Genomic DNA, 14220 nt, shown 5'->3' on the forward strand with positions numbered 1-14220 from the left:
ACGGGCGGGCCTAGTGCAGTCCCGAACGAACCAGGAAGATCGCCAGCACCCCCGCTGCCCCCACGGCCAGCCCGGCGACGCGCATGGGGGTTTCCGGCGCTTCAAGCACCGCGCGCATGGCCCGCCGCCAGACCTCTGGAAAGGCGGCGAGGCACAGGCCTTCGATGGCAAGCATCAACCCGAGGGCGGCGATGAGGTCGGTCATGCCGCCCTGGGCGTTCTCAGTTGGCGGCCGGCTTGGCGGCGGTACCGCCGAAGGGGTCGCGGAAATAGCGGAAGAAGCTCGAATCCGGGCTCAGGACCAGACGCGTATCCGCCGACTTCATGCTGGCCTCGTAAGCCTGCATGGAGCGGTAGAAGGTGAAGAAGTCCGGATCGCGGCCGAATGCATCCGCGAAGATGCGGTTGCGTTCCGCGTCACCCTCGCCGCGCAGCTGCTCGCCCTTCGAATTGGCCTCCGCCAGCACGATGGCGGCTTCGCGGTCGGCGCGGGCCCGCAGCCGCTGGGCGGCCTCGTTGCCCTGGGCACGGATCTCCGCCGCTTCCCGCTGACGCTCGGTCTGCATGCGCTGGAACACGGCCTGGCTGTTGGCTTCCGGCAGGTCGGCGCGACGGATCCGCACGTCCACCACCGTGATACCGAAGGCCGCAGCCTCGCGATTCACCTGCTCGCCGATCTGGCGCATGAGATTCTCGCGCTGGTCACGCACCACGGCAATGAAGGTGTTCTCGCCCAGCACCCGGCGCAGGGCGGAGTTGAGCACGGTGGCGAGCCGCGAGTTGGCGGCCTCCACCGAGCCCACCGCCTGATAGAAGCGCAGCGGGTTGGTGATGCGATACCGCGCGAAGGCGTCCACGACGATGCGCTTCTGGTCGGAGGCGATGACCTCCTGCGAGGGGTTCTCAAGGTCCAGGATGCGATTGTCGATATAGACCACGCTGTCGATGAACGGGGCCTTCCAGTGCAGGCCCGGCGTGGTGACGGGCTCCAGCGGTTCGCCGAGGCGCAGCACCAGGGCTTGCTGGGTCTGATTGACGATGAAGGCGGACGAATAGACCACCACCAGGGCGATCACCGCCAGGACGGCCAAGACACCGCCGAACACGGGATTCTTCATCGGGCGGCTCCCTGGGGCTGGGTGGCGGGTGAGTTGGGACGGCGCAGCAGATCATTGAGCGGCAGCACCGGCACGACACCTCCGGGTCCATTTCCGCCGGACGCGGAGGCGGCGCCGGGATCCACCAGCACTTTGTCCACGCCGCCGAGCACGCGCTCCATGGTTTCGAGATACATGCGCTCGCGGGTCACGCCCTTCGCCTTCACATACTCGTCATAGACCTTCAGGAAGCGGGCCGCCTGGCCGCGGGCTTCCACCACGGTGCGCTCGCGATAGGCCTGGGCGGCATTGTCGATGCGGGAGGCCTCGCCACGGGCTTCGGGCAGCACGCGGTTGGCATAGGTCTGGCCTTCGTTCTGGGCGCGCTCGGCGTCGGCGCGGGCGGCCTGAACGTCGCGGAAGGCGTCGATGACCTGGGTCGGGGGGTCCACCTTCTGGAGCTGGACCTGGGTGATGCGCACGCCCGCCTTGTACTGGTCGAGGGTGTGCTGCATCAGCTCCTGCACGCCGGTTTCGATGCCCTGGCGGGCACCGGTCAGGATGGGCTGGATGTCGGTGCGGCCGATCACCTCGCGCATGGCGCTTTCGGCCACGGCCTTGATGGTGCCTTCCGGGTTCTGGACGTTGAACAGGAACTGCTCGGCGTTGGAGATCACCCAGAACACGGAAAAGTCCACGTCCACGATGTTCTCGTCGCCGGTAAGCATCTGGCTTTCCTGCGGCACGTCGTGCGCCGTGGCGATGGGGCGGCGCGAATCCTCGGCGAGGCGAACGCCGATGTCGACGCGGTTCACACGCGTCACCTTGGGGGTGAGCACGGTCTCGACCGGGTAGGGCCAGTGATAGTTGAGGCCCGGCTGCGTGATGCCGATGAACTTGCCGAATCGCAGCACCACGCCCTGCTCGTCCGGTTCCACGCGATAAAAACCGGACAGCAGCCAGCCGCCGATCACCAGCGCCACCAGCAGGATCACGCCCTTGAAGCCGAACGAGTCGGGCATCATGGTGCGCAGCCGGTCCTGGCTGCGGCGGATCAGCTCTTCAATGTCCGGAGGCGTGGGTCCCGAGGATTGCGGCCCCGAACCCCAAGGACCGCGCGGCCCGCTTCCCCAGGGGCCGCCACTCTGATTCTTCCACGACATCCGTCGTCTCCCGTCGGCGGTGCCGCGAAAGGGCGCCCGCGTCACACCGTGTCTTGTCCGAGCACCGCGCAGGGCAGAATGCCCCGCCTGCTCCCAGGGCCGCGCGAGCCGGCTGTCCGGCCGCCCGGTGGGGCACGAACCCGCTGGGCCGGGAATGAGACCTCATTCCCCCGAGGGTGCGGTTATAGGAAACCGTGCGTCGCGTTTCAACGCGACGCACCGTCCACCACGGAAGCAGATAGGGATCCGATGCGTCTTACGCAACGGGAGGGCTTGCGGCACCCACCCGCTCGTTGGCCGAGACGGCTCGGGCGTTCTGGGCGACGCCGCGATAGTGGTCCAGCACGAACAAGCGAATCGCCGAGGACAGATTGCCCTGAGTCCGCGCCGAGTCGATGGTCGCGACCAGGTCGGACAATGTGAGCCGGCGGCTCGTGGCAATTTCCTTCAGCGCCTCCCAGAAGGCGTCCTCGAGGCTCACGCTGGTCTTGTGACCGGCGATCACGATGGACCTCTTAACGACGGGGCTCTTCATGTTCTTCCCTCTCGGTCAGCGCGTGCCCTTCATGGCGTTGGCGCTGGCGTTCAAGCTCCTGCGCGGTGCTTTCACGCTCAGCCTTGGTCCGCCCGAATCGAATTCGGTTTTCCTCGGCCTGCGTCTGCGCCGCACGGCGAGCTTTCGCCTTGCGCTCACGATGAAGATTGACCACGTCGCCCAACTCTTGCCCTCAAAAGAACGGCTGGTTCCCCCAAAAACCCGCCGGCACCATCACACGTCATGCGCGACGCCCCGCGTCGAAGCATAGTGTGCTCACAGAGAATAGATTACCTCTGAGAGAGTGGTGAAGATATGGCGAAATGGCCGGGTCAAAGCCCCCACGGGCTACCGTTCTGGAATTATTTTAGACATTCATACGGAACACTTATCAGTTTCGCCGGGCTTGGCCGGCCTCCGGACCGTGCGCCGGATGGACGTCTCCCCGTTCTCTCGCGAGCGTGCTATGAGCCGGCCCGCTGCGCGATTTGAGGCGTCCCCGTGTTCCCTAGGGCACGTGCACCGGCTTCAGATCCCTGAGTTGGCGCGTTTTCTTGATGCCTACGGAATTTCCTTCGCTCGAAAACGCTCTAGGAGAGAGGGTATACACATGAACACGCGTACGGAGACCGATACCTTCGGTCCGATCGAGGTTCCGTCCGACCGCTATTGGGGCGCGCAGGCGCAGCGCTCGCTGGGCAATTTCAAGATCGGCTGGGAAAAGCAGCCGCTGCCGGTGGTCCGGGCGCTCGGCATCATCAAGCACGCGGCCGCGGAGGTGAACCGCGACCTGGGCCGACTCGATCCCAAGGTCGCCGAAGCCGTCATGGCGGCGGCGCAGGAGGTGATGGACGGCAAGCTCGACGAACACTTCCCGCTCGTTGTCTGGCAGACCGGTTCGGGCACCCAGTCCAACATGAACGCCAATGAGGTCATCTCGAACCGCGCCATCGAAATGCTCGGCGGGGAGAAGGGGTCCAAGAAGCCCGTTCACCCCAATGACCACGTCAACATGAGCCAGTCGTCGAACGACACGTTCCCCACCGCCATGCATGTGGCGTGCGCGGAAGAGATCGTGCGCCGGCTGCTGCCCGCGCTCCACACGCTGCACGACGCCCTGGAGGCGAAGTCCAAGCAGTGGGAGCACATCATCAAGATCGGCCGCACCCATACCCAGGACGCCACGCCGCTGACTCTCGGCCAGGAATTTTCCGGCTACACCCAGCAGGTGGCGAACGGCATCAAGCGCATCGAGATGAGCCTGCCGGGCCTGATGCAGCTTGCCCAGGGCGGCACCGCGGTCGGTACCGGCCTCAACGCGCCCATCGGCTTCGCGGAGAAGGTGGCGGCCAAGATCGCCGAGATCACTGGCCTGGAGTTCACCTCCGCCCCGAACAAGTTCGAGGCGCTCGCGGCCCATGACGCGATGGTGTTCTCGCACGGCGCCATCAACACGGTGGCGGCCTCCCTGTTCAAGATCGCCAACGACATCCGCCTGCTCGGCTCGGGTCCGCGCTCGGGTCTGGGTGAGCTGGCGTTGCCGGAGAACGAGCCGGGCTCGTCCATCATGCCGGGCAAGGTGAACCCCACCCAGTGCGAGGCCATGACGCAGGTCTGCGCGCAGATCTTCGGCAATCACGCGACGCTCACCTTCGCCGACAGCCAGGGCCACTTCGAGCTCAACGTCTACAATCCGGTGATGGCCTACAACTTCCTGCAGTCGGTGCGACTGATGTCCGACGCGGCGCTGAGCTTCACCGAGCATTGTGTGGTGGGCATCGAGCCGCGCGAGGACAACATCAAGGCCGGGCTGGAGCGTTCGCTGATGCTGGTGACGGCGCTGGCCCCCAAGATCGGCTACGATAACGCCGCCAAGATCGCCAAGACCGCGCACAAGAAGGGCACCACCCTGCGCGACGAGGCGGTGGGCGGCGGCTATGTGACGAACGAGGAGTTCGACGCCATCGTTCGTCCCGAGAAGATGATCTCGCCGAGCTGAGGCAATCGCCTTTTTCCGAGCCGGAAGCGGCGCCCTTCGGGGCGCCGTTTTCATGTTTGGGAAGAACCTTGCCTCGACATCAGTTTGTCATCGGGGCAGGCTCTCCTTCGCCGGAGCATGGCGTTAAGATACCGGCGAGCGATGCGATCTAGCGGGCGACAGGGGGCGGGCATGGCGCAGGTTCGGGAAGGCGACGAGGTCAGAATCGACACGCTGCATCCCACGCAGCTCACGCTCGGCATGAGCGAGGTGAAACGCCGGGCCAAGGCGATGGAAGCGCTCTCGAAAAGCGCGCTGAAGGCCCTCGTCGCCGGCAAGCCCATTCCTCATGTGATCGGCCCCGGCGGGCAGATCTACATGGTGGATCATCATCATTTGTGCCGGGCCTTGTTGCGCATCGACGAAAACAAGGCGGTGCTGGGCGCGCAGGTCGCCGATTGGTCGGGGCTCGACCTGCACGGCTTCTGGCTGAGGATGGAGCGGGAAAACTTGTGCTGGCCCATCGACATGGATGGCAACCGGCGGCCCTGCATGAAAATCCCGTCCCATGTGAAGGATCTCACCAACAATCCTTGGCGCACCCTGGCCCGCGGCGTGCGGGGCAGGGCCTATTCCAACGAAGACACGCCGTTCCAGGAATTCATGTGGGGCAATTACTATCGTTCCTACATGACCACCCGGCTGCTGGAGGTGGAGCCAGACTTTGCGGAGGAATTGGCGATCAAGGTGTCGCGCCTCGACGAGGCCCAGGACCTTCCCGGCTATCTCGGCCCGGCGTAGGGCGCACGCCGTGCATGCCGGCCCGCATGAACGATTCTGAGCTGTCGCGTTCAGGCCTCTTCCCTCGCGCGAGAGGGATCCGTTTCGGTTGAATATACGCCATCCGGTCCCGCCTGACCGATGGTCTGGCCTTGGGAACCTGCTATAACGCTGCCGATTGTGGGACGAAGGAGAGCAGGCGATGGGTGGTTCGTTCGCGGCGCGGCTTTCGGGGTGGCGGGTTCCCCTTTTCGCCATGATGGTGTCGTTGTTGCTCGCGGGCTGCGGCGTCAATGCCATTCCCAGCTCCGAGGAGCATGCCAAGGCCATGTGGAGCGAGGTGTTGAACCAGTATCAGCGCCGCTCGGACCTCATCCCCAATCTGGTCGAAACGGTGAAGGGCTATGCCGCCCAGGAACGCGATGTGCTGACCAGCGTCATTGAGGCCCGCGCCAAGGCGACGGCGGTCACGGTGGACGCCTCCACCATCACCGACCCGGAGAAGTTCAAGCAGTTCCAGGCGGCCCAGGCGGAGCTGGGGCGGGCGCTGGGGCGGCTGATCGCGGTGTCGGAGGCCTATCCCGACCTGAAGTCCAGCCAGAATTTCCTGGCGCTGCAATCGCAGATCGAGGGCACTGAGAACCGCATCGCCGTGGCGCGGAGAGACTATATCCGCGCGGTGCAGGTCTATAATACCGAGTTGAAGACATTCCCCGGCGTTTTCTGGGCCTCGACCTTCTACAGATCCTACCAGCCCATGGAAACCTTCACCATCACGGATGAGCAGAAGCAGGTCCCCAAGGTGAAGTTCAACTAAAGTTCAGCTGAGGAGTTCCCCCGTGAGCGGCACGGCGGCACCAGTGGAGCGCAGAACCACCGTCCGGTGGCCGGTTTCGGCCATCGTTGCACTGTTGCTCCCGTTGGTTCTCGTCTGGAGTTCGTCCGCGCAGGCCTATTCCTTCCCCGAGCTCGCGGGCCGGGTGACGGACGCCGCGGGTGTCCTTGATCCAGCCATTCGGGCGCAGCTTGAGGCACAGCTCGCGGCGCAGGAGCAAAAGACCTCGGATCAGGTCGTGGTCGCGACGGTACCGTCGCTGGAGGGCGGCGCGGTGGAGGATTATGCCAACGCGCTGTTCCGCGAGTGGCGGATCGGGCAGGCTGAGAAGAACAATGGCGTGCTGCTGCTGGTGGCGCCCCATGAGCACCAGGTGCGGATCGAGGTGGGCTACGGCCTGGAAGGCATCCTTACCGATGCCGTGACGAGCACCATCATCCGCACCGCCATCGTCCCGGCATTCAAGGCCGGCGATCTGGCGGGCGGCATCCAGAAGGGCACCGATGCGATTCTGGAGGTGCTCAATCTCGATCCCGAGGAGGCCCGCGCCCGCGCGGCCGCCGCCGAGCCCGAGATGACCCAGGAGGATTGGCTGGGTTTGCTTTTCCTGGTGTTGGCGGTTGCCTTTCTTGCTTACCTTTTCTGGCGGCGGATGCGCAACGGTGGATCCGGGGGGCCGAGGTCCGGGCGGCGGCGCGCCGGCGAAGCCGCGGTGCCTGTGACCACCTGGTCCTGGGGAAGTGACAGCGACTCGGATCGGTGGTCGGGCGGCGGCGGCTCCTCGGGCGGGGGTGGGGCGTCGGGAAATTGGTAACGCGTTGCGGTGTCAGGCGGTTGCATTTGGGTGCAATCGGGCTGGCCTTCGCGCTTGAGATTTGACACAGTGAATTGCTGGGCCTCGGGACAGCTGTCGGAGACAGGCATGGTGGTCGACCGCCGTTATGGTTCGTTGCGGAGTGGGCGCGTTGAGCAGAGCGCGCAGATGCCTTTGGACCGAATGCGGCGTGTGGCACCGAACCGGTCGGCCGTGGTGACCGCCGCCGAAGCGCCAGCGTCGCCGCCAACAGATCGGGGGGCGGATATGACTTCTGTCGCGAGCGCGGCGCTTCCCCGCCGCAGGCCGGTGGCCGATTTGTCCGGCTTGTCGCCCGAGGCTGTGCGCGAGGTCAGCGAGGCGATCGCGGCGGCGGAACTGCACACGTCGGCGGAGATCCGCGTTGTGGTCTCGCGCGCGTCACTGGTGCAGCATCCGTTCTTTTCGGTGATGTGGTCGGCCCTCGTCTCCCTGGTGCTGCCGTGGGCGGTGGTGGTGGTGTGGCCCATGTCGGCCCTGAGCATTCTGCAGGTGCAGGCCATCATTTTCCTGATCGTGGCGGGCATCTTGATGATGCCGCAGATGACCGAACGGGCGGTGCCACGGATGGCGCTGAAGGCGGCGGCGCGTGCGGCGGCGGTCGAGGCCTTCCTGGCCCACGGCGTATCCCAGACCGACGGACGCACCGGCATTCTCATCTTCGTCGCCGCGCGCGAGCGCTTCGTGGAGGTGGTGGCGGACGCCGGGGTGCACACGCCCCTCGGGCCGGTGGCCTGGGCGGAAATCTGCGATGTGGTCTCCCGTCAGGCGAGTCGGGGCACTCTGGCCGATGGCCTGGTGGCCGCCGTGCGCAAGGCGGGTGAGCTTCTGGCCGGCCCGTTGCCGCAGCGGCCGGGTGACGTGAACGAGATCACCGATCGAGTCGTCATCATCTGAGCGACTCCATCGCCGCTCGCGATGACGGCCTCGGGGAAGGGTAGCGCAATTGTGCATCGTCGGAGGCCGTGGCGCGGGCGGCGGATCGACGGCGAGGCGCTCCGATCGGTGTCAACAGGGGAGGCGGGAGCCGGCGTCGGCATGCGCGCCCCGTTGCGGTTCACCCCCCCTTGGCCGGCCAGTGCGAGATTTGTTCGAAGCGTGGCGCGGCATTGTGGGCAGCGCCACCGACGTCTCCCTGTTGAAGCCCTCGGGCGATGAGTCGAGCATGCTGCCTTTCGACATGCACTGGCACCCATTTACGGGCGCGGCTGCGGTGTTCGACGCCATCGCGGGCCGCGCGGTCGATGCCGGTTTTCCCGACGCACCCATCTTCAGCGGGGCATTCCGTCGTGAATGCGGCAAGGACTCGTTCCGAGGCACGAGATGCCGCGCGGCAGGGGCGCGATCGGCGTGCGGCGCCCCCCCGAGGACGGCCGGGCGTCCGGGTGGATCGGTGCGGCAGCAGGGTCGAGAAGGTGGACACCTTGCCTCCCATGGGGGGCGGGAACACGCTACAAAGGACCCACGCGGGGCACTCCATACCTAGACGAAGGAAGCGGGGGCGGGGGTGCACGTTGGTGTGCATTCGTCTTTCAAATCTCATCCTCTGGGCATAGATTGCGCGCCCGAGCCTTCGGGGCTCACTCAAGGCAAAGGGCATTTTCCCATGACCAAACCCGCCGTTCGCGTCGCTGTTACGGGCGCCGCCGGTCAGATTTGTTATTCGCTTCTGTTCCGCATCGCCAATGGCGATCTGTACGGCAAGGACCAGCCGGTCATTCTGCAGCTTCTTGATCTCCCGCAGGCACAAGGTGCCGTGGGTGGCGTGGTGATGGAACTCGAGGATTGCGCGTTCCCGAACCTCGCCGACGTGGTCATCACCTCCGACCCCAAGGTCGCCTTCAAGGACATCGACGCCGGCATCCTGGTGGGTGCCCGCCCCCGCTCGAAGGGCATGGAGCGCGCCGACCTGCTGTCGGCCAATGCCGAGATCTTCAAGGTGCAGGGCGCGGCCCTGAACGAGGTCGCCAAGCGTGACGTCAAGGTGCTGGTGGTCGGCAACCCGGCCAATACCAACGCTTATATCACCGCCAAGAGCGCACCTGACCTGCCGGCCCGCAACATCACCGCCATGCTGCGGCTCGACCACAATCGCGCGCTCTCGCAGTTCGCCAAGAAGGCGGGCGTGCTGAGCCAGGACATCGAAAAGCTTGCGGTATGGGGCAACCACTCCCCGACCATGTATGCGGACTACCGCTTCGCCACCGTGAAGGGCAAGCCCCTTCCGGAGCTGGTCGGTGACGAGGCCTGGTACCGCGACACCCTGATTCCGACCGTGGGCAAGCGCGGCGCGGCCATCATCGAGGCCCGCGGCCTGTCGTCCGCGGCGTCGGCCGCCAACGCCGCCATTGACCACATGCACGATTGGATCCACGGCACCAATGGCGCCTGGGTCTCCATGGGCGTGGCCTCCGATGGCTCCTACGGGGTTCCTGAAGGCATCGTCTTCGGCGTGCCGGCGGTGTGCGCCAATGGTGATTACGAAGTCGTGAAGGGCCTGCCCATGGACGACTTCTCCAAGACCAAGTTTGACGGCACCCTCAAGGAACTGCTCGACGAGCGCGACGGCGTCTCCGCTCTGCTCGGCTGATTCTTTAAGATTTCCTGAACATGGGGCGCGGCGCCACGGTGTCGCGCCCTTTGCTTTTTGAGTGTCATAAAAGCCATCCCACGACGGTGCTAGACCTTCACCGGGATGCGAAAACCGGTTCGGAGCGCCTTTTCTCGCCTCTGAAGCGTTGAAACTCTTGACGCAGAGCGACTCTGCGGCTAGAAGCAGCCCACTTTCGCGGCAGGCGAGCGGTGCCTGAACGAAAGACGTTTCCTCCGACCCCCGGCAATCGCCAAGCGGTCCAGGCGTCTTTCACGGCACCGACACGCTGCCAGGAACAGCACTGCGATAACTTCAGGTGCACGATCGCAGCGCCGACCCCGGAACCCTCCGGTTCTGAGGAACGAGCGTTGTGATCCTCTGTCGCGAACAAGGCGTGTTCGCTGCCGATGTGTGGTGGCGAGCGGCGCCTTTCTGTTCGTGGTGCGGCCAGCCGGTTCCGGCGGCCGAAGGGAATTTCGTAAGGTCATCGCAAGATGGCCAGCCGTGGCGATCGCAAGGTCGTCGAACTTAAAAGTTGCGGCCGAGGCCGCAGGTCAGGACGAGGCGAAGGCGTACATGCCGACGATCAACCAGCTGATCCGTAAGCCGCGGGAAGCGCAGAAGGCGCGGGACAAGGCGCCGGCGCTCCAGGCGAGCCCCCAGAAGCGTGGCGTTTGCACACGCGTCTACACCACGACCCCGAAGAAGCCGAACTCGGCCCTTCGTAAGGTCGCCAAGGTGCGGCTCACCAACAGCTACGAAGTGATCGGCTACATCCCCGGTGAGGGCCATAACCTTCAGGAGCATTCCGTGGTGATGATCCGCGGCGGCCGCGTGAAGGATCTTCCCGGCGTGCGCTACCACATCCTGCGTGGCGTGCTCGATACGCAGGGCGTCAAGAACCGGAAGCAGCGCCGTTCGAAGTACGGCGCGAAGCGTCCGAAGTGATCCGGCTGAAGTGAGGAACTGAACGATGTCACGTCGTCACAAGGCCGAGCGCCGCGAAGTTATCCCGGACGCGAAGTATGGCTCCACCACCCTGTCGCGCTTCATGAATTCCGTCATGCGCGACGGTAAGAAGTCGGTGGCTGAAAATATTGTGTACGGGGCACTCGACGTGGTCGAGGGCAAGGCCAAGCACGATCCGGTGGAAGTGTTCATTCAGGCGCTCGAGAATGTGGCGCCGGCGGTGGAGGTTCGCTCCCGCCGCGTGGGTGGCGCCACCTATCAGGTTCCGGTGGAAGTTCGGAACGAGCGTCGCCAGACCCTGGCGATCCGCTGGCTCATCGCTTCCGCTCGGGCGCGCAACGAGAAGACCATGGTGGAGCGTTTGTCCGCCGAACTGCTCGATGCCGCTAATAATCGCGGCGCTGCCGTGAAGAAACGCGAAGATACGCACCGCATGGCTGAAGCCAATCGGGCGTTCTCGCATTACCGCTGGTGATCGGAGAGGACGCTTCCCATGCCCCGTACTCACGCGATCGAGGACTACCGCAACTTCGGCATCATGGCGCACATCGATGCCGGCAAGACCACGACCACTGAGCGGATCCTCTATTATACCGGCAAGAGCCACAAGATCGGCGAAGTCCATGATGGCGCTGCCACCATGGATTGGATGACCCAGGAGCAGGAGCGCGGCATCACCATCACGTCGGCCGCGACGACCGCCTTCTGGCACGGGAAGCGTCTGAACATCATCGACACCCCCGGGCACGTCGATTTCACCATTGAGGTGGAGCGCTCGCTCCGGGTGCTGGACGGCGCGGTGTGCGTGCTGGACGGCAACCAGGGCGTCGAGCCGCAGACCGAGACGGTGTGGCGCCAGGCGGACAAGTACAACGTGCCGCGCATCGTGTTCGTCAACAAGATGGACAAGATCGGCGCTGACTTTTACCGCTGCGTCGAGATGATCGTCGACCGCGTGGCCGGCAACCCCGTGTGCTGCCAGCTGCCGATCGGCTCCGAGAGCAACTTCAAGGGCATCATTGACCTCATCCGCATGAAGGCGGTCGTGTGGGAAGATGAAGCGCTCGGCGCCAAGTTCCACGACGAGGAGATCCCTGCGGATCTCGCGGACAAGGCTGCTGAATACCGCAACAAGCTTGTGGAAGCCGCGGTTGAGCTCGACGACGATGCCATGGCGGCCTATCTCGACGGCACCGAGCCGGACGAGGCGACGCTGAAGCGGCTGATCCGTCTGGCGGTGATCGGGCGCAAGTTCAACCCGGTGTTCTGTGGCTCTGCCTTTAAGAACAAGGGTGTGCAGCCGCTGCTCGACGCGGTCGTGGACTATCTTCCGTCTCCGATCGATCGTGGCGCCATCAAGGGTATCGACTTCAAGACCGAGGAAGAGACCGACCGCAAGCCCTCCGACGAGGAGCCCCTGTCTGTCCTCGCGTTCAAGATCATGGATGACCCCTTCGTGGGCACCATCACCTTCTGCCGCGTCTATTCGGGCGTGATGGAAACAGGCATGGGCCTGCTCAATTCGACCCGCGACAAGCGCGAGCGGGTGGGTCGGATGCTGCTCATGCACGCTAATAACCGTGAGGACATCAAGGAGGCCTATGCGGGCGATATCGTCGCTCTCGCCGGTCTCAAGGAAGTTCGCACCGGTGACACGCTGTGTGACCCGTCGAAGGCCGTGATCCTGGAAAAGATGGAATTTCCGGAGCCGGTCATCGAGATCGCCATCGAGCCGAAGTCCAAGGCCGACCAAGAGAAGCTGGGCATCGCCCTGTCGAAGCTGGCGGCGGAGGATCCGTCCTTCCGTGTGTCGACCGACCACGAGAGCGGCCAGACCATCCTGAAGGGGATGGGCGAGCTTCATCTCGACATCAAGGTCGACATCCTGAAGCGCACGTACAAGGTGGATGCCAACATCGGCGCGCCGCAGGTTGCCTATCGTGAGACTCTCACGAAGAAGACCGAGGTGGACTACACCCACAAGAAGCAGACCGGTGGTACCGGCCAGTTCGCGCGGGTGAAGTTCATCGTGGAGCCGAACGAGGTCGGCAAGGGCTTCGCGTTTGAAAGCGCGATCGTCGGTGGCGCGGTGCCGAAGGAGTACATCCCGGGTGTCCAGAAGGGCCTCGAGAGCGTACTTGGCGCCGGCGTGCTGGCGGGCTTCCCGGTGGTGGACGTGAAGGTCCAGCTCATCGATGGCGCCTACCACGAGGTGGACTCGTCTGCCCTCGCGTTCGAGATCGCCTCTCGTGCGGCGTTCCGTGAAGCCCTTCAGAAGGGTGGCGCGGTGCTGCTTGAGCCGATCATGAAGGTCGAGGTGGTGACACCCGAGGATTACACGGGCTCGGTCATCGGCGATCTGAACTCGCGTCGCGGCCAGATCCAGGGCCAGGACATGCGTGGCAACGCCAACGTGATCAACGCGATGGTGCCGCTCGCCAACATGTTCGGCTACGTGAACACCCTGCGTTCCTTCAGCCAGGGGCGTGCCACGTTCACCATGCAGTTCGACCACTACGAGCAGGTGCCGTCGAACGTCGCTCAAGAGGTTCAGGCCAAGTACGCTTGACGCTTTTAGCGCGAGCGTCGGCCTGAGCCCCATCACCCTAGAGATCACGCCAGAGAGACCCAACGGAGCGTCCCATGGCCAAAGAAAAGTTTAACCGTTCGAAGCCGCACTGCAACATCGGCACCATTGGTCACGTCGACCATGGCAAGACTTCGCTCACGGCTGCGATCACCAAGGTTCTGGCCGAGAGCGGCGGCGCCACCTTCACCGCCTACGACCAGATCGACAAGGCGCCGGAAGAGAAGGCGCGTGGCATCACGATCTCGACCGCGCACGTCGAGTATGAGACCGCGAACCGCCACTATGCGCACGTCGACTGCCCCGGGCACGCCGACTATGTGAAGAACATGATCACCGGCGCGGCGCAGATGGATGGCGCGATCCTGGTGGTGTCGGCCGCCGACGGCCCCATGCCGCAGACCCGCGAGCACATCCTGCTCGCCCGTCAGGTGGGTGTGCCGGCGCTGGTCGTGTTCCTCAACAAGTGCGACATGGTCGACGATCCCGAGCTGCTCGAGCTCGTCGAGATGGAAGTGCGCGAGCTTCTGTCCAAGTACGACTTCCCCGGCGACGATATCCCGATCATTCGGGGTTCCGCGCTGGTGGCGCTTGAGAATGGCGATCCGGCTCTCGGCCGTGACGCTGTGCTGAAGCTCATGGAGGCCGTGGATTCCTACATCCCGCAGCCGGAGCGTCCGGTTGACCTGCCGTTCCTGATGCCGATCGAGGACGTGTTCTCGATCTCCGGGCGCGGCACGGTGGTGACCGGTCGCGTGGAGCGCGGCATCATCAAGGTGGGCGAGGAAGTGGAGATCGTCGGCATCCGTCCGACCGTGAAGACCACGGTG

General features: G+C 64.7%; 15 protein-coding genes. 10 read left to right on the forward strand and 5 right to left on the reverse strand.

Translation table 11 applies throughout. From position 1 onward, the window contains the following. Positions 1 to 10 precede the first annotated feature (10 nt). The 5 genes from HUW53_RS16975 to HUW53_RS16995 form a co-directional block, all read right to left on the reverse strand. Positions 11 to 205 (reverse strand): DUF2065 domain-containing protein, encoded by a 195-nt coding sequence (locus HUW53_RS16975; RefSeq protein WP_237346951.1) that lies wholly within the window; start codon positions 203 to 205, stop codon positions 11 to 13. 16 nt (positions 206 to 221) lie between these two features. After that, positions 222 to 1118, reverse strand: a complete 897-nt coding sequence (hflC, locus tag HUW53_RS16980; protein ID WP_237346952.1) for a protease modulator HflC — start codon at positions 1116 to 1118, stop codon at positions 222 to 224. Beyond that, positions 1115 to 2260: an FtsH protease activity modulator HflK gene (gene hflK, locus HUW53_RS16985; protein WP_237346953.1), complete on the reverse strand. Its 1146-nt coding sequence runs from the start codon at positions 2258 to 2260 to the stop codon at positions 1115 to 1117. The genes hflC and hflK overlap by 4 nt, the downstream gene beginning before the upstream one ends. A gap of 256 nt (positions 2261 to 2516) precedes the next feature. Continuing rightward, on the reverse strand, positions 2517 to 2795 hold the full coding sequence (locus HUW53_RS16990) for a ribbon-helix-helix domain-containing protein (protein WP_237346954.1): 279 nt from the start codon (positions 2793 to 2795) through the stop codon (positions 2517 to 2519). Next, positions 2776 to 2970 carry a DUF4169 family protein gene (locus tag HUW53_RS16995; RefSeq protein WP_237346965.1) on the reverse strand — a complete coding sequence of 65 codons (195 nt, stop codon included), beginning with the start codon at positions 2968 to 2970 and terminating at the stop codon, positions 2776 to 2778. Before HUW53_RS16995 ends, HUW53_RS16990 begins: the two co-directional genes overlap by 20 nt. 435 nt (positions 2971 to 3405) lie before the next feature. Here HUW53_RS16995 and fumC point away from each other — a divergent pair, with 435 nt between their 5' ends. From fumC to HUW53_RS17045, 10 genes are all read left to right on the forward strand, one after another. After that, positions 3406 to 4794 carry a class II fumarate hydratase gene (fumC, locus tag HUW53_RS17000; RefSeq protein WP_237346955.1) on the forward strand — a complete coding sequence of 463 codons (1389 nt, stop codon included), beginning with the start codon at positions 3406 to 3408 and terminating at the stop codon, positions 4792 to 4794. 171 nt (positions 4795 to 4965) lie between these two features. Continuing rightward, on the forward strand, positions 4966 to 5574 hold the full coding sequence (locus HUW53_RS17005) for a ParB-like protein (RefSeq protein ID WP_237346956.1): 609 nt from the start codon (positions 4966 to 4968) through the stop codon (positions 5572 to 5574). 181 nt (positions 5575 to 5755) lie between these two features. After that, positions 5756 to 6370, forward strand: coding sequence for a LemA family protein (locus HUW53_RS17010; protein WP_237346957.1), 615 nt, complete (start codon positions 5756 to 5758; stop codon positions 6368 to 6370). A gap of 22 nt (positions 6371 to 6392) precedes the next feature. After that, positions 6393 to 7202 carry a TPM domain-containing protein gene (locus HUW53_RS17015; protein ID WP_237346958.1) on the forward strand — a complete coding sequence of 270 codons (810 nt, stop codon included), beginning with the start codon at positions 6393 to 6395 and terminating at the stop codon, positions 7200 to 7202. Positions 7203 to 7469: 267 nt separating this feature from the next. Next, positions 7470 to 8138, forward strand: coding sequence for a TPM domain-containing protein (locus HUW53_RS17020; RefSeq protein WP_237346959.1), 669 nt, complete (start codon positions 7470 to 7472; stop codon positions 8136 to 8138). A gap of 709 nt (positions 8139 to 8847) precedes the next feature. Beyond that, a complete protein-coding gene (locus HUW53_RS17025; RefSeq protein WP_237346960.1) occupies positions 8848 to 9831 on the forward strand; it encodes a malate dehydrogenase in 984 nt (327 codons plus the stop codon). Positions 9832 to 10410: 579 nt separating this feature from the next. Beyond that, positions 10411 to 10782, forward strand: a complete 372-nt coding sequence (rpsL, locus tag HUW53_RS17030; RefSeq protein ID WP_012113697.1) for a 30S ribosomal protein S12 — start codon at positions 10411 to 10413, stop codon at positions 10780 to 10782. A 25-nt stretch (positions 10783 to 10807) separates the two neighbouring features. Continuing rightward, positions 10808 to 11278, forward strand: a complete 471-nt coding sequence (gene rpsG / locus HUW53_RS17035; RefSeq protein ID WP_203191858.1) for a 30S ribosomal protein S7 — start codon at positions 10808 to 10810, stop codon at positions 11276 to 11278. Between the two features lie 18 nt (positions 11279 to 11296). Then, a complete protein-coding gene (gene fusA / locus HUW53_RS17040; RefSeq protein WP_237346961.1) occupies positions 11297 to 13372 on the forward strand; it encodes an elongation factor G in 2076 nt (691 codons plus the stop codon). Between the two features lie 74 nt (positions 13373 to 13446). Then, a partial coding sequence (locus HUW53_RS17045; RefSeq protein ID WP_237346962.1) for an elongation factor Tu occupies positions 13447 to 14220 on the forward strand: 774 nt, incomplete at its 3' end.

The sequence above is a fragment of the Xanthobacter agilis genome, from assembly GCF_021730435.1.
GTDB classification, from domain to species: Bacteria; Pseudomonadota; Alphaproteobacteria; order Rhizobiales; family Xanthobacteraceae; genus Xanthobacter; species Xanthobacter agilis.